At 71.5% G+C, this 15,310-nt stretch carries 12 protein-coding genes; 11 read left to right on the top strand and 1 reads right to left on the bottom strand.

Annotated features, from left to right (window positions below; translation table 11 throughout):
* The first annotated feature begins 39 nt into the window (after positions 1–39).
* On the top strand, positions 40–1,257 hold the full coding sequence (locus tag ACFWJW_RS06245) for a sensor histidine kinase (protein WP_387235837.1): 1,218 nt from the start codon (positions 40–42) through the stop codon (positions 1,255–1,257).
* 2 nt (positions 1,258–1,259) lie between these two features.
* Positions 1,260–1,922: a response regulator gene (locus tag ACFWJW_RS06240; RefSeq protein WP_387235656.1), complete on the top strand. Its 663-nt coding sequence runs from the start codon at positions 1,260–1,262 to the stop codon at positions 1,920–1,922.
* 58 nt (positions 1,923–1,980) lie between these two features.
* Here the strand turns inward: ACFWJW_RS06240 and ACFWJW_RS06235 are convergent, their stop codons facing one another.
* Positions 1,981–3,138, bottom strand: coding sequence for a magnesium and cobalt transport protein CorA (locus ACFWJW_RS06235; RefSeq protein ID WP_387235654.1), 1,158 nt, complete (start codon positions 3,136–3,138; stop codon positions 1,981–1,983).
* Between the two features lie 220 nt (positions 3,139–3,358).
* On the opposite strand from ACFWJW_RS06235, the gene ACFWJW_RS06230 reads away from it, so the two are divergent.
* The 9 genes from ACFWJW_RS06230 (at position 3,359) to argF (ending at position 15,098) form a co-directional block, all read left to right on the top strand.
* The gene (locus ACFWJW_RS06230) at positions 3,359–3,748 is read left to right on the top strand and encodes a cell division protein SepF (RefSeq protein WP_387235651.1); all 390 of its coding nucleotides are present in this window, start codon (positions 3,359–3,361) and stop codon (positions 3,746–3,748) included.
* 55 nt (positions 3,749–3,803) lie between these two features.
* Positions 3,804–5,240 (top strand): biotin transporter BioY, encoded by a 1,437-nt coding sequence (locus tag ACFWJW_RS06225; RefSeq protein ID WP_387235648.1) that lies wholly within the window; start codon positions 3,804–3,806, stop codon positions 5,238–5,240.
* Positions 5,237–5,596, top strand: coding sequence for a nucleotide pyrophosphohydrolase (locus ACFWJW_RS06220; protein ID WP_085926117.1), 360 nt, complete (start codon positions 5,237–5,239; stop codon positions 5,594–5,596). Before ACFWJW_RS06225 ends, ACFWJW_RS06220 begins: the two co-directional genes overlap by 4 nt.
* Positions 5,597–5,999: 403 nt before the next feature.
* Complete coding sequence (locus tag ACFWJW_RS06215; RefSeq protein WP_387235645.1) at positions 6,000–6,455, top strand: DUF6099 family protein; 456 nt, start codon at positions 6,000–6,002, stop codon at positions 6,453–6,455.
* 511 nt (positions 6,456–6,966) lie between these two features.
* Positions 6,967–7,890, top strand: coding sequence for an LLM class F420-dependent oxidoreductase (locus ACFWJW_RS06210; RefSeq protein WP_387235643.1), 924 nt, complete (start codon positions 6,967–6,969; stop codon positions 7,888–7,890).
* A gap of 70 nt (positions 7,891–7,960) precedes the next feature.
* Positions 7,961–9,598: a 3' terminal RNA ribose 2'-O-methyltransferase Hen1 gene (locus ACFWJW_RS06205; protein WP_387235640.1), complete on the top strand. Its 1,638-nt coding sequence runs from the start codon at positions 7,961–7,963 to the stop codon at positions 9,596–9,598.
* A gap of 19 nt (positions 9,599–9,617) precedes the next feature.
* Entirely contained in the window at positions 9,618–12,470 is a 2,853-nt protein-coding gene (locus tag ACFWJW_RS06200; protein ID WP_387235637.1) for a polynucleotide kinase-phosphatase, read from the top strand.
* Positions 12,471–12,723: 253 nt separating this feature from the next.
* Positions 12,724–13,959, top strand: coding sequence for an arginine deiminase (locus tag ACFWJW_RS06195; protein ID WP_251083893.1), 1,236 nt, complete (start codon positions 12,724–12,726; stop codon positions 13,957–13,959).
* Positions 13,960–14,093: 134 nt separating this feature from the next.
* Entirely contained in the window at positions 14,094–15,098 is a 1,005-nt protein-coding gene (argF, locus tag ACFWJW_RS06190; RefSeq protein WP_387235634.1) for an ornithine carbamoyltransferase, read from the top strand.
* Positions 15,099–15,310: the final 212 nt, after the last annotated feature.

The following is a 15,310-nucleotide window of genomic DNA, read 5'->3' as shown; positions in this document are numbered from 1 at the left end:
TGGCTGGTCCGGGGCACTGCGTACGGTGAGGGAGTGAAGATGATCGACCGGATCGGGCAGGCGCTACGGGCCCTGCCGTGGCGGGTGGACCTGGCCGTCGCGGTCAGCTGCTTCCTCTTGGCCGCGCCGGTGGCGGTGGGCACCGCGTACTACCATCGGGACCCGGTCACCTGGCCCCTCACCGGCCTGGCACTGGCCTGTGTGCCATTGGTGGGCCTCAGCCGCCGGCCGGTGCAGGTGGTCGCGGCGACCACGGCCGTGAACATCGCTCAGGTTCTGGTCCTCTCGTATGCGGGGGCGTCGCCCTTCGCCACCGCGGTCGCGCTCTACTCGATGACGGTGCACACCGACCGGCGTACCGCCGGGCGCGTGCGCGCGTGGGCGATCGGCGCACTCGTCGCCGCCTCGGTGATCACCCGCCCGGTTGTGGCGAACCTCTGGGAACACCTGGGCCTGATCGCCGGGCTGGGCCTGGCGGTGGCCAGCGGAGACGCGATCCGCAGCCGCCGCCAACTGCTCACCTCCGCCCTGGAGCGGGCCGAACGGGCCGAGCGCACCAGAGAGGAAGAGGCCCGCCGCCGCGTCACCGAAGAGCGCCTTCGCATCGCCCGGGAGCTCCATGACGTCCTCGCCCACCACATCACCCTGGTCAACGCCCAGGCAGGCGTCGCCCACCATCTGATGCGCGCCGACCCGGAACACGCCTACCAGGCGCTGGAGCGGATCCGGGACACCAGCCGGTCGGCCCTGGACGAGCTCCGGGCCACCGTCGGACTGCTCCGTTACGGCGACGACCCGGCCGCGCCCCACGAACCCGCGCCCGGCCTCGCCGACCTCGACGCTCTGCTGGGCTCCTTCCGTCACTCCGGTCTCGCCGTCACCCTCCAACGGACCGGGGAACCGGAGGAGTTGCCGCCGGTCACCGATATGACGGCCTACCGGATCATCCAGGAAGCCCTGACCAACACCCGCAAGCACGTCGGCCCGGTCTCCGCACAGGTTCAGCTGCACTACCGCACCGATGCCCTGCGGATAGCCGTCGAGGACGACGGCCCCGGCTCCCCGAAGGCCGGCAGCTGCAGCAAGCGCGCCACCCCGGCCACCGCGGAGGCCCCGGGCACCGGCACCGGCCACGGAATGATCGGGATGCACGAGCGGGCCAGGGCCGCCGGCGGCACCCTCACCGCCGGACCGCGTCCCACCGGAGGCTTCCGCATCCACGCCGAACTACCGCTCCGCACCCGCCGAAAGGGCTGACGTTGACCATCCGTGTCCTGCTCGCCGACGACCAGGCCCTTCTGCGCGGCACCTTCCGCATACTCATCGACTCCGCCGCCGACATGGAGGTGGTCGCCGAGGCCGCCACCGGACGCGAGGCGGTCGAAAGGGCCCGCAGCCACCGCGTCGACCTGGTCCTCATGGACATCCGGATGCCCGACCTCGACGGTCTCGCCGCCACCCGGCTCATCACCGGGGACGAGAACCTCGCCGGCGTCCGGATCCTGGTACTGACGACCTTCGAGAACGACGAATACGTCGCCGAGGCACTGCGCGCCGGCGCCAGCGGATTCCTCGGCAAGGGCATCAACCCCGATGAACTCCTGGACGCCATCAGGGTGGTGGCGGCAGGCGACTCCCTGCTTTCGCCGGCCGCGACCAAGGCCCTGATCAACCGCTTCCTGGCCCAGCCGGCACCACCCGGCCCGAACACACCGCCACCACTGGCCACACTCACCCCGCGCGAACACGAGGTCGTCACCCTGGTCGCCACGGGTCTGTCCAATGACGAGATCGCCGAGCGGCTCTACGTCACCCCGCTCACGGCCAAAACCCATGTGAACCGCGCGATGGCCAAACTCGGCGCCCGGGACCGCGCCCAGCTCGTGATCATCGCCTACCAGACCGGTCTGGCTCCCGGCTGACGGGCCGTGCGCCCCGCTCCGGGGTACCGGCCCGGATTCCACCCCCGGCAGTGGTTGCTCAGAGCCAGCGACGCCGCTTGAAAATGATGTACAAACTGGTGCAGACGACCGCCATCAGGACGATGGCGAGGGGGTAGCCGAACACCCAGTGCAGCTCCGGCATGTGATCGAAGTTCATGCCGTAGATCGTCCCGACCAGTGTCGGTGCGAAGAGGATCGCCGCCCACGCCGAGATCTTCTTGACCTCCTCGTTCTGCTCGAAGCCGGCCTCGGCCAGGGCGCGCATCTCGGCGTTCTGCTGCTGGTTCACCAGGGTCGCGTTGACGGTGAGGATGTCCTGAAGGGCCTGCCGGAAGCCGTCCACCCGCTCCGTGGTGTGCAGGACGTGGTCCGCCACATCGCGCAGATAGCGGCGCAGCTCCTCATCGATGGCGTACTTCTCGAAGCCCGCGGTCAGGCTCTCCAGGATCCCGTTCAGCGGGCGGGTGGCCCGCTGGAACTCCACCACCTCACGGGAGAGTTCATAGATACGGCGGGAAACCCGGGGGTCGCCGCCGAAGACCTCGGTCTCGATTTCGTCGATGTCGGTCTGGACGCCGTCGACGACCGGTGCGTAGCCGTCGACGACGGCGTCGAGGATCGCGTAGAGGACGGCTTCGGGCCCGCGCTTGAGGAGCTCGGGGGTGTCCTCCATGCGCTGGCGCACGGCCGACAGGTCGGGGGCGCCGCCGTGCCGCACGGTGATCACGAAGTCCCGGCCGACGAAGACGTGCAGCTCGCCGAAGTCGACCTCCTCGGGGTCGTCGAGGTAGCGCGCGGCGCGCAGCACGACGAAGAGGGTGCCGCCGTAGCGCTCCAGCTTGGGCCGCTGGTGCGCCTCCAGGGCGTCTTCGATGGAGAGCGGGTGGAGGTCGAACTCCGAGGCCAGGGTGACCAGTTCGGCGGGGCTGGGGCGGTGCAGGCCGATCCAGGCGAGGGTGCCGGAGGTGGCGCGCTGCTGACGGAAGGCGTCGGCGAGCGTGTCATGGGTGCTGACCCGGTGTCCGTCGCGGTAGAGGGCGGCGGTGATGACGCTGCTGGGGGTTCCGGCCGGCGGTTCCGGTGTGGCCGAGGCGTCCGTCGTCTCGGCGGGCGGCGGTCCCGCGGGCCGCTTTCTCGCGGGTTTGCGCAGGCCGCGCAGTCCACGCGGCCGACGGCCGGGAGGCTCAGAGCTCACGACAGAACGGACCTCCGTCACAAGGGGGATGAACGGGCACACAGAATCTCGACGCAGGATATCTGCCGAGGATGTCAGCACAGGTCAGCGGCCATGGTGCAGGATGGAACCGGACGCGACGCGGCGTGTGTCGCGTCCGCCGGGCTTTGTATGTCTATCTCTAGAATTGTGCGATGCAGATACCGCAGACAGCCAGCGTTCCCCTGGGTGAGGTGATTCGGTGAACGGCCCCGATGCCACCGACGAGCAGTGGGAAGGGCTCGCCGAGGTCGTCCCGCTCCGCAGCAGCAGGGAATGGCCTTCCTGGCCCGACCACCGTGCCCTCCCCGAGGAGGAGCCGGCGGACCAGCTGCGGCGGTTCATCGTCATCCGCGTCCAGACCTTCGCGGACGCCCGTGAGGTCGCCGAGTACTTGATGGCGCAGATCCCCGTCCTGCTGGACCTCACCAGCGCCGACACCGACGTCGCCAAGCGCATCCTGGACTTCTCCAGCGGAGTCGTCTTCGGGCTCGGCAGCGGGATGCACCGGGTCGACACCAATGTCTTCCTGCTGGCTCCCGTCGGCACCGAGGTGGCGGAATCGGCACTCGGGGGCGTCCCCCGTTCGTAGGAAGAGCTGTTGGGCGTAACGGTTCTCCGGTCGGGGCGCTGCATAGCGTCCCCGCATGACTACCGAGACCGTGCGGCCGGCGGTGACCGAATTACGGCTGTCCGCCTTCAAAACCCATCGCGGCGTCACCCTGCCGCTCACCCGGCTGACGCTGCTGAGCGGCGAGAGCGGAAGCGGCAAGTCCAGCGCGCTTCAGGCGTACGAGATCCTCGCCCGGCTCGGCAGTGGTGAGTCGCTCGCCCGGGCCGTGGGCGAGGTGGCGGGCAGCCCGGCGGCCTGTGTGCCGGCGGGGGCGCGCCCCGACGCACAGGGGCGGCGGGGGTTCCGGATCGGCTGCACGGTCGACGGTCCGGCCGGCCCCGTCAGCCTCGATCTCGCCGTCCAGGCCGAGCCCGAACTCCGCATCGTCGGGGAGCGGTTGACCGGTGCCGGCGAGACCTTGCTGACCACCGCGCTCACCGACCCGGACCGCCCCACCGTCCAGGCGGCCTGGCACACCGCGGGAGCGACTCCGGTGACCCGTGCCCCGCTGCCCGACGACCGGCTCGGCACCTCACTGCTGCCCTTGCGCGTCGCGGGTAAGACGGCGGGGCAGCGGCTGGTCCTCGCGGCGGCCGAACAGGTCGTGGTCGCGCTGCGGTCGGCGTTCGTGTGCGACCCGCGGCCGGAGGTCATGCGGGGAGTGGGGACGGGCGGTGCGGGGGGAGCCGGGCCGGACGGTGGATGTGGTGCGGACGGTGCCGGTGGTGCGGGGCGTGGCGCCGGGGTGCGACGGAGCGGTCGTGAAGCGGGCTTGCGGGGCGGGCCGGGGAAGCCGGGCGGGGCCGGTGGTGCTGCCGGGGCCTGGGCGCCGCGGAAGCGTCAGGGCAGTGGTGGTGAGGCGGGCGGCTGGGGCCGCGATACGGAGGGGGCGCGGGCCGAGGGGCGGCTGCGGTCGTCCTGCGACAACCTGCCCGCGGTGCTGGAGCGGACGAGCCAGGAGTGTGCGCGACGGCATGCGGTGCTGGTCGCGGCGGTGCGGGAGGCATGCGCCGGTCCCGTCGAGGGGCTGCGTGCGGTGCCGCGGCAGGCGGGCGGTACGGGGGAAGTGCCCGCCGACACCGCTGTGCCGGCCGGGCCGGGTGGCGCAGCGGGGCCGCGGGCGGGGGTGGCGGGTGTGCGGGCGGTCCTCGACCGGGGGGAGCTGGGCGAACTGCCCGTCGAGCAGCTCGGGGACGGTGAGCTGCGGTTTCTCGCGCTGGCGCTGGTGCTGCTCACCGGGCCGGAGGTGCTGGCCATGGATCCGGTCGGGGAGGTGCCGTCCGCTCATCAGCAGATGACGGTGATGGCGGACGGGATGGACCGCTGTATGGACCCCAGGCAGGCGCGCGAGCTGGTGTCGCTGGCCCTGCGGATGACCGACCGCGGGCATGTGCGGCTGCTCGGGACGGTACGGGATCCCTCGGTCGCCGAGGGGCTGCCCGGCGTACAGGTGCTACACCTAGGGGTATGAGCGAGGATCTTCATGCGTTGCAGCGACGGCTGGCCGAATTCGCGGCCGCGCGGGACTGGCAGCAGTACCACACGCCCAAGAACCTGGCCGCGGCGCTCAGCGTCGAGGCCGCGGAACTCGTCGAGATCTTCCAGTGGTTGACGCCGGAGGAGTCGGCGAAGGTGATGGCGAACCCGGGGAAGGCCGGCCGGGTCGAGGACGAGGTCGCGGACGTGCTGGCGTATCTGCTCCAGTTCTGCGAGGCGCTGGGGATCGATGCCCTGGCGGCGCTCGCCGCGAAGATCGAGCGCAATGAGTCGCGCTTCCCGGCGGTCCGCTCGGCGCGCCCGGACCGGCCGCGGGAGGGCGAGGAGTAGGGGCGGGGGAGCGTAGAGCGCGGGGGAGCGAAGGGCGCGGGGGACCGAAGAAGGCGGGGCGCGGGGGTGCGGGGGCGGGGCCGGCGGGGGTGAACGCCGGCTCCGCCCCTGCTGCGTTTCCCGTGGTGCGGCGCGGTGTTCGGCGGCCGTCCGGTCCGTGTTCGCTTCGGCGGTTTCGCGTGGCTTGTGCCGGTGGTGTGAGGGGTGGGGGTGGTGGGGCGAGAGGGGAGGGAGCGGGGCCGGGGCCGTCGCTTGTCACTCTCCGGAGTCATAGATCTTTCCACATCGCCTTGCTTGTCCACAGATTTGCGAATTCCCCTGGCTTTTTTGGGTGTTCGCATTCACTCTGGGTAGTGGAAAGAGTGCAGGGTGCATGCGAATGAAGAGGGAAGGAGGGGAGCGGATGGACGCGGTGCGGATCATCGCGGCCAGCCGACGCGGGCTGGCAGAGGCGAACACGGTTCAGGGAGTGATCGTCGAGGCATGGCAGGCGCAGGCTTTGGCGGAGGCGGTCGGCAGCCATCTCGCGATATTCGGGCCGTACGAAGTGCGGTCCAGGGCCCGGGGATTGGGCGACGCAGGCGGGCGGTTCAGCGGGGGGCTGCTGCGCCCGGCGTCGGCCACCGGTGGGCTGCGGGCGGCTCAGCTGTCCGAGGTGCGCGATACCAAGGCGGCTTTAACCGGCCTGTGCCTCCTGCTGAGAGAGGTGTGCGAAGCGCTGGTGGCAGTGGTGCTGCTGGCGGACGGGGAGGGGATGTACTGGACCTGTGTCGAGGCGATGGACACGGTCGATGAATCGAGGGACCGCGTGGCCGGAATACTGGAGAAATTGGAGGTGCGCGACCGGAACCCCGCCTGAGCACCACGGCACCGCCCCGACCGCGCTCACGCGGTGGGCAAGCCCCGAGCGGTAATCCACCGACCGCGGGCCGGGAGCGCTCACGCCCGAGAGCTCACGCCCCGTCCACACCCGACGCGATGCTGCCCGAGCCGTCGCGTACGCCCCCGGCTGCCACTGCCTGACGGGGCACCGCACGACCACGCCATCCCCTGCGCTCGCGCCGCCCCACGTCGCGCTCCACCTCACGGCGCGGCCCGCCCCGCGGCGCGCGCCACCCAACGTCGCGCACCACCCGCGGGCCGGCCCCACCCACCGCCGGCAGCGCCGCCCACGCCCCCACACGACCCCGCCGACTACGCGGTGGATGCCGCCCCACTCCGCCCCACTCCGCCCAGTCCACCAAGACCGCCCGGACCGACTTACTGCACCGACCGACTTACTGCACCGACCGACTCACTGCACCGACCGACCCGCTGCACCGAAACGCTCTCCGACGATTGGGGTGTCGTGCGGAGTGCAGGATGGAGGTATGGACCTACGAATCTTCACCGAGCCCCAGCAGGGCGCGTCCTACGAGACCCTGCTGAAGGTCGCCAAGGCTACTGAGGATCTTGGTTTTGACGCGTTCTTCCGCTCGGACCACTTTCTCCGGATGGGCACCGCCGACGGGCTGCCCGGCCCGACCGATGCCTGGATCACGCTGGCCGGCCTCGCTCGTGAGACCCGCCGCATCCGGCTCGGAACGCTCATGACGGCCGGCACCTTCCGGCTGCCGGGTGTGCTGGCCATCCAGGTGGCCCAGGTCGACCAGATGTCGGGTGGCCGGGTCGAACTCGGTCTCGGGGCCGGCTGGTTCGAGGAGGAGCACAAGGCGTACGGCATTCCGTTCCCCAAGGAGAAGTTCGCGCGGCTGGAAGAGCAGCTGGCGATCATCACCGGCCTGTGGGCCACCGGAACAGGAGAGGAGTTCAACTACGACGGAACCTACTACCAGCTGGAGAATTCGCCCGCGCTGCCCAAGCCCGCCCAGGGCAAGGTGCCGGTGCTGGTCGGCGGCCACGGTGCGACGCGTACACCGCGGCTGGCGGCGCAGTACGCCGATGAGTTCAATATCCCCTTCGCCTCGCTCGAAGACAGTGAGCGCCAGTTCGGACGGGTGCGGGCGGCCGCCGAAGCCGCCGGGCGGAAGGGCGATGAGCTGGTGTACTCCAACGCCCTTGTGGCCTGCGTCGGGAGGGACGACGCCGAGGTGGCGCGACGGGCCGCGGCCATCGGGCGCGAGGTGGACGAACTCAAGGCCAACGGCCTGGCGGGCTCACCCGCCGAGGTCGTCGACAAGATCGGCCGCTATGCCGCGATCGGCGCGTCCCGTGTCTACCTACAGATGCTGGACCTGGACGATCTGGACCACCTGGAGCTGATCTCGACGCAGGTGCAGTCGCAGCTGAGCTGACACCGGGCCGGGCGGCGCTGCCGCGGAAAACCGGTGGGGCTCGGGCGCTCCTGCGGCAATACTCGGACGCGTGTTCCTGACGATAACCACCACCGGCAGCGCCGACCGTCCCGCGACCGACCTCGGCTTTCTGCTGCACAAGCATCCCGACAAGGCGCAGCGGTTCTCGACGTCGCAGGGCACCGCGCATGTCTTCTATCCCGAAGCCGACGCACAACGGTGCACCGCCGCACTGCTGTTGGAGGTCGATCCGATCGCCCTGGTGCGCAAGAGCCGCGGCAAGGGCCGTGGCGGCGCACCGGATTCGGCGCTGGGGCAGTATGTGAACGACCGTCCGTACGCGGCCTCCTCGCTGTTGGCGGTGGCGCTGCGGAGTGTCTTCGCCAGCGCGATGAAGGGGCAGTGCACGGCACGGCCCGAGCTGGTGGCGCGGGCGCTGCCGTTGCGTATCGAGGTGCCGGTGCTGCCCGCCCGGGGCGGCACGGAGCTGGTGGACAAGCTGTTCCGGCCGCTGGGCTGGACGGTGCTGGCCGAGCCGGTGCCGCTGGACGAGACGTTCCCGGAGTGGGGCGACTCGCGCTACGTACGGCTCGTCCTGGAAGGGGAATGCCGGCTGGCCGAGGCGCTGCGGCATCTGTATGTGCTGCTGCCGGTGCTGGACGACGCCAAGCACTACTGGGTCGCGCCCGATGAGGTCGACAAGCTGCTGCGGGCCGGCGAGGGCTGGCTGGAGGGCCATCCGGAGCAGCGGGTGATCGTCGGCCGCTATCTCGCGCGGCGCTGGTCGCTGACGCGCCAGGCCATGGAGCGGCTGGAACTGGAGCGGCTGGCCGAGTCCGACGATGTGGCCGCCGAGGCGCTCGACAACGCCGTGGACGAGGAGGCGGACACCGAGGAGAAGCCGGTGCCGCTCGCCGTCCGGCGGCGGGAGGCGATCCTCGCGGTCCTGCGCTCGGCCCGGGCGGCGCGGGTGCTGGACCTGGGCTGTGGGCAGGGCCAGCTGGTCGGTGCGCTGCTGAAGGAGGGGCAGTTCACCGAGATCGTCGGCGTGGATGTGTCGATGCGGGCGCTGCACGAGGCGCGGCGCCGGCTGCGGCTGGACCGGATGTCCGAGCGGCAGTCGGAGCGGGTACGGCTCGTACAGGGGTCGCTGGCGTACACCGACGGCCGGCTGAAGGGGTATGACGCGGCGGTGCTCAGCGAGGTCATTGAGCATGTCGATCCGGCGCGGCTGCCGGCGCTGGAGTACGCGGTGTTCGGGTCGGCCAGGCCGGGCACGGTCGTGGTGACGACGCCGAACGTCGAGTACAACGTGCGCTGGGAGTCGCTGCCGGCCGGCCGGGTGCGGCATGCGGACCACCGCTTCGAGTGGACCCGGGAGGAGTTCCGGCAGTGGGCGCGCGGGGTCGCCGCCCGGCACGGCTACGAGGTGACCTTCGGCCCGGTGGGCCCGGACGACCCCGAGGTCGGCCCGCCCACCCAGCTCGCGCACTTCCGCCGGGCCGGTGACGACAGCGGCGGCCCCGAAGACAGCGGGAACGGCCGGCAAGGCAGCGGCCCCGACGACAGTGCGAACGGCCGGCAAGGCCGCGGCCCTGAAAGCAGCGGGAGCAGCCGGGAGAACCAGAGCCTGACGACAGCGGGAGCAGCCGGGAGAACCGGGGCCCCGAAGGTGGCAGCAGTGCTGCGGACAGCAGTGCTTCGATGAGGGGGAAGGAGGTCGCGGCATGACGGACGACGACCGTACCGAGTACGACGAGAAGAACGAGCACCCGCACGAGGACCGGCAGGAGAGCGGGAGCGCGCAGGAGAGCGGTACCCGCCAGGAGCGCGGGGAGCAGCCGCAGCCCCGGCCCGAGCAGCCACAGCCCCCGCCCGAGGGGGCGCCGCGTACGCTCGCCGTGCCCGACCTCTCCCTCGTGGTGCTGATCGGCGCCACCGGCTCCGGCAAGTCCACCTTCGCCGCCCGGCACTTCCGGCCGACCGAGGTCCTCTCCTCCGACTTCTGCCGGGGGCTGGTCAGCGACGACGAGAACGACCAGAGCGCCAGCGGCGACGCCTTCGACGTGCTGCACTTCATCGCGGGCAAGCGGCTGGCCGCCGGGCGGCTGACGGTCGTGGACGCCACCAATGTGCAGTCCGAGGCGCGTACCCAGCTGGTGCGGCTGGCCCGGGAGCATGACGTCCTCCCGGTGGCGATCGTGCTGGACATGCCCGAGCAGGTCTGCGCCGCCCGCAACGCGGCGCGCGCCGACCGGGCCGGGCTGCCCCGCCGGGTCATCCAGCGCCACCAGCGTGAACTCCGCCGTTCCCTGCGCCACTTGGAGCGCGAGGGCTTCCGCAAGGTGCATGTCCTGCGGGGCCCGGAGGAGGTGGCGTCCGCCGAGGTCGTCACGGAGCGGCGGTTCAACGATCTGCGCCATCTCACCGGCCCGTTCGACATCATCGGGGATATCCACGGCTGCCGTTCCGAGCTGGAAACCCTGCTCGGCAAGCTGGGCTATGCGCTGGTGCGCGACGCGCTGGGCCGGCCGGTGGACGCGGCACACCCCGAAGGCCGTACGGCGGTCTTCGTCGGTGACCTCGTCGACCGCGGGCCGGACAGCCCCGGCGTGCTGCGCCTGGTGATGGGCATGGTCGGGGCCGGACATGCGCTGTGTGTGCCGGGCAACCACGAGAACAAGCTCGGCCGCTACCTCAAGGGCCGCAAGGTCCAGCACACCCATGGGCTGGCCGAGACCGTCGAGCAGCTGGACAAGGAGGACGCCGCCTTCCGTACCGAGGTCGGGGAGTTCATCCGCGGCCTGGTCAGCCACTACGTCCTGGACGGTGGCGGCCTCGTGGTGTGCCACGCCGGACTGCCGGAGAAGTACCACGGCCGGACCTCGGGACGGGTGCGCTCCTTCGCGCTGTACGGGGACACGACCGGCGAGACCGACGAGTTCGGCCTGCCGGTGCGCTACCCGTGGGCCGAGGACTACCGCGGCCGCGCCGCCGTCGTCTACGGCCACACCCCCACCCCGCGCGCCAACTGGCTCAACAACACCCTCTGCCTGGACACCGGCTGTGTCTTCGGCGGCGCGATGACCGCGCTGCGGTGGCCGGAGCGCGAGCTGGTGGACGTACCGGCCGAGCGGGTCTGGTACGAGCCCGCGAAGCCGCTGGTGACGGAGGCGCCCGGCGGGGCGGACGGCCGTCCGCTCGATCTGAACGATGTGACCGGGCGGCGGATCGTGGAGACCCGGTACATGGGCCGGCTCGCGGTCAAGGAGGAGAACGCCGCGGCCGCGCTGGAGGTCATGAGCCGTTTCGCGATCGACCCGCGGCTGCTGCCGTACCTCCCGCCGACCATGGCGCCCTGCGCGACCTCGTCGGAGGAGGGGTACTTGGAGCACCCCGCGGAGGCGTTCGCCGGCTACCGGGCCGACGGCGTACGGGAAGTGGTGTGCGAGGAGAAGCACATGGGGTCCCGTGCGGTGGTGCTGGTGTGCCGCGACGAGACCGTGGCCGGTGAGCTCCCCCATTGCCCTAAAGGCATGGGAGGTACCCCCATCGGCGTGCCGAAGGGGGTCTCGGGCGCCCTGTACACCCGCACCGGCCGGCCGTTCTTCGATGACCCGGAGCTGACCGAAGGCATCCTGCGGCGGGTCCGGGACTGCGCCGAGGAGGCCGGTCTGTGGGACGAGCTGGAGACCGGCTGGCTGCTGCTGGACGCCGAGCTGATGCCCTGGTCCCTGAAGGCGACCGGTCTGCTGCGCCAGCAGTACGCGGCGGTGGGCGCGGCGTCCGGGGCGGCGTTCCCGGGCGTGCTCGGTGCGCTGGACGCGGCGGCGGCCCGCGGGGTCGAGGTGGCACCGCTGCTCGGCCGCCAGCGGGACCGGGCGGCGGACGCGGCCGCGTTCACCGAGGCGTACCGGCGCTACTGCTGGCGGGTCGGGGCGACGGCGGCGGACGCCGGGGCACCACCGGAGCCGGGCGGCGGCGCCGGGCTCGGGGAGCTGGACGGGGTGCGGCTCGCGCCGTTCCAGATCCTCGCGGTCCAGGGCCGCAGCCTCGCCGGGCTGCCGCACACCGAGCAGCTCGCCCTGCTCGACCGGCTGATCGCGGCCGAGGGCGCGGTGGCGGCCCGGCACGGCGGGACGGCCGGCGGCGCCACGGACCGGCCGGGGCTGCTCGCCACGACCCGGCGGACCCTCGTCGACACCGAGGACGAGACCTCGGTCGCGGCCGGTATCGCCTGGTGGCAGGAGCTGACCGCCGACGGCGGTGAGGGCATGGTGGTCAAGCCGGTGCAGGCGCTGATCCGGCAGGCCGACGGCCGGCTCGTCCAGCCGGGCGTCAAGTGCCGTGGCCGCGAGTACCTGCGGATCATCTACGGGCCGGAGTACACCCGCCCGGAGAACCTCCGGCGGCTGCGCGTCCGGCACCTGGGCCACAAGCGCTCGCTGGCCCTGCGCGAGTACGCGCTCGGCCTGGAGGCGCTCGACCGGATGGCGGACGGCGAACCGCTGTGGCGGGTCCACGAGGCGGTCTTCGCGGTGCTCGCCCTGGAGTCGGAGCCGGTGGACCCACGGCTGTAGGGGGCTGGAGGGGAGGGACGGATGGTCCCTCCCCTCCACCCGTGGCGGCTGCCCGGATGCCGTGGCGGCGACGCGTGACAGCCGTGCACGAGCCCCGTGGCGGCGGCGCGTGACAGCCGTGCACCAGCCGCAGACTCACACGCACCCCTGGGGCGCGCGGGACTGCCGATGCTTTCGCGCAACTCCCGGGCCCGACCGGACCGACATCGCCCGACTCCCTCCGCCGAGCCGTCCGAGCGGCCAAGATGGGTGGATGGGATTCCAAGTCGACTCCGAGGCCGGGCGGCTGCGCCGGGTCATCCTGCACCGCCCCGATCTGGAGCTGAAACGGCTCACGCCCTCGAACAAGGACGCCCTGCTCTTCGACGACGTCCTGTGGGTGCGCCGGGCGCGGGCCGAGCACGACGGGTTCGCGGATGTGCTCCGGGACCGGGGGGTGGAGGTGCACCTCTTCGGCGATCTGCTGGCCGAGAGCCTCCAGATCCCCGAGGCGCGGCGGCTCGTCCTCGACCGCGTCTTCGACGAGAAGGAATACGGGCCGCTGGCCACCGACCATCTGCGGGCCGCCTTCGACGAGCTGCCGGTGCCGGAGCTCGTCGAGGCGCTGGTCGGCGGCATGACCAAGCGGGAGTTCCTGGAGCGGCACGCCGAGCCGATCTCGGTCCGCTTCCATGTGATGGATCTGGACGACTTCCTGCTGGGCCCGCTGCCCAACCACCTCTTCACCCGCGACACCTCCGCCTGGATCTACGACGGGGTGTCGATCAACTCGATGCGCTGGCCCGCCCGGCAGCGCGAGACCGTGCACTACGAGGCGATCTACCGGCACCATCCGCTCTTCCGTGGCGGGGACTTCCACGTCTGGTCCGAGGGGCAGGCGGACTACCCCTCGACGATCGAGGGCGGCGACGTCCTGGTGATGGGCAGTGGCGCGGTGCTGATCGGGATGAGTGAGCGGACCACCCCGCAGGCCGTCGAGCTGCTGGCGCGGGGGCTGTTCGCGGCCGGTTCGGCGCGCACGATCGTGGCGCTCGATATGCCCAAGCGCCGGGCGTTCATGCATCTGGACACCGTCATGACGATGATCGACGGGGATACCTTCACCCAGTACGAGGGGCTGGGCATGCTCCGCTCGTACACCATCGAGCCGGGCTCGGGGGATCAGGACCTCAAGGTCACCGACCATCCGCCGGAGCATATGCACCGCGCCATAGCGGCCTCGCTGGGGCTGGCGGACATCCGGGTGCTGACCGCGACCCAGGATGTGCACTCGGCGGAGCGTGAGCAGTGGGACGACGGCTGCAATGTGCTGGCGGTGGAGCCGGGCGTGGTGGTGGCGTACGAGCGGAACGTCACCACGAACACCTTCCTCCGCAAGCGCGGCATCGAGGTGATCACGATCCCGGGGAGCGAGCTGGGACGCGGGCGCGGCGGGCCGCGCTGTATGAGCTGTCCGGTGGCGAGGGACGCGGTGCCGGGGGCAGCCTGAGCGTGCCGGGTTCTCCGCCCGGGGGGAGGGACCGGACCCGTACGGCACCCGGCAGCCTGTATAGGGATACGTATATGCGTATACAATTCCAGGGTCCGAGTCCGTCCCGACCGTCGCGAACCAGGAGCCCACCCATGGCGATAGACCTCACGGGCCGCCACTTCCTCAAGGAGCTGGACTTCAGCGCCGAGGAATTCCGCCGACTGATCGACCTGGCGGCCGAGCTGAAAGCGGCCAAGCGCGCCGGCACCGAGGTCCCTCGTCTCCGGGGCAGGAACATCGCCCTGATCTTCGAGAAGACCTCGACCCGGACCCGCTGCTCCTTCGAGGTCGCCGCCGCGGACCAGGGTGCCTCCACCACCTATCTGGACCCGTCCGGCTCGCAGATCGGGCACAAGGAGTCGGTGAAGGACACCGCCCGGGTCCTGGGCCGGATGTTCGACGGTATCGAGTTCCGCGGCAGCCGGCAGTCCGACGTCGAGGAGCTGGCCGCCCACGCCGGGGTGCCGGTCTTCAACGGGCTGACCGACGACTGGCACCCGACCCAGATGCTCGCCGACGTGCTGACCATGGTCGAGCACGACGGGGGCCGCCCCCTGACGGAGACCGCGTTCGCCTACCTCGGCGACGCCCGGAACAACATGGGCAACTCCTACCTCGTCACCGGCGCCCTGCTCGGCATGGACGTACGGATCGTGGCGCCCCAGCAGTTGTGGCCCGAGGAGACGGTCCTCGCCGAGGCGCGGCGGCTGGCCGAGGGCTCCGGCGCCCGCATCACGCTCACCGAGGACGTGGCCGAGGGCGTGCGCGGCGCGGACTTCGTGACGACCGACGTCTGGGTCTCCATGGGCGAACCCAAGGAGGTCTGGGACGAGCGGATCGCACTGCTCGCCCCGTACGCGGTCACCATGGACGTGCTGCGCGCCACCGGCAAGCCGGACGTGAAGTTCCTGCACTGTCTGCCCGCGTACCACGACCTGGGCACCGCGGTCGGCCGGGAGATCCACGCGCGGCACGGACTCTCGTCGCTGGAGGTCACCGACGAGGTCTTCGAGTCCGCGCACTCCGTCGTCTTCGACGAGGCGGAGAACCGGATGCACACCATCAAGGCGGTGCTGGTCGCGACGCTCGCCCGTTAGGGCCCGGCCGGGCGCACACCGCACAAAACAGCGCACCGCATAGCCATACACGTAAACGGGCGATCATCCGGTTTCGGCGGTTACCATCGATCCGCTCGCGGGGTCCGGACCCATCGGTCCGGACCCCCCACCCTGTGTGGCCACACCCCCCCCGCGCGCCGGGCACCAACCGTGTGAGTAACACCAAACCCTGGGCCCGCCCACCCAGGGGC

It is taken from the genome of Streptomyces sp. NPDC127097, from assembly GCF_042724075.1.
Classification (GTDB): Bacteria; Actinomycetota; Actinomycetes; order Streptomycetales; family Streptomycetaceae; genus Streptomyces.
Note: the sequence above shows the minus strand (reverse complement) of the source record. Positions and strands in the feature narration are given on the sequence as shown.

Coding starts and splice junctions, on each gene's coding strand:
- ACFWJW_RS06215 (WP_387235645.1), top strand. CDS start 6,000: ATGGACGCGGTGCGGATCATCGCGGCCAGCCGACGCGGGCTGGCAGAG.
- ACFWJW_RS06195 (WP_251083893.1), top strand. CDS start 12,724: ATGGGATTCCAAGTCGACTCCGAGGCCGGGCGGCTGCGCCGGGTCATC.
- argF (WP_387235634.1), top strand. CDS start 14,094: ATGGCGATAGACCTCACGGGCCGCCACTTCCTCAAGGAGCTGGACTTC.
- ACFWJW_RS06245 (WP_387235837.1), top strand. CDS start 40: ATGATCGACCGGATCGGGCAGGCGCTACGGGCCCTGCCGTGGCGGGTG.
- ACFWJW_RS06220 (WP_085926117.1), top strand. CDS start 5,237: ATGAGCGAGGATCTTCATGCGTTGCAGCGACGGCTGGCCGAATTCGCG.
- ACFWJW_RS06200 (WP_387235637.1), top strand. CDS start 9,618: ATGACGGACGACGACCGTACCGAGTACGACGAGAAGAACGAGCACCCG.
- ACFWJW_RS06225 (WP_387235648.1), top strand. CDS start 3,804: ATGACTACCGAGACCGTGCGGCCGGCGGTGACCGAATTACGGCTGTCC.
- ACFWJW_RS06210 (WP_387235643.1), top strand. CDS start 6,967: ATGGACCTACGAATCTTCACCGAGCCCCAGCAGGGCGCGTCCTACGAG.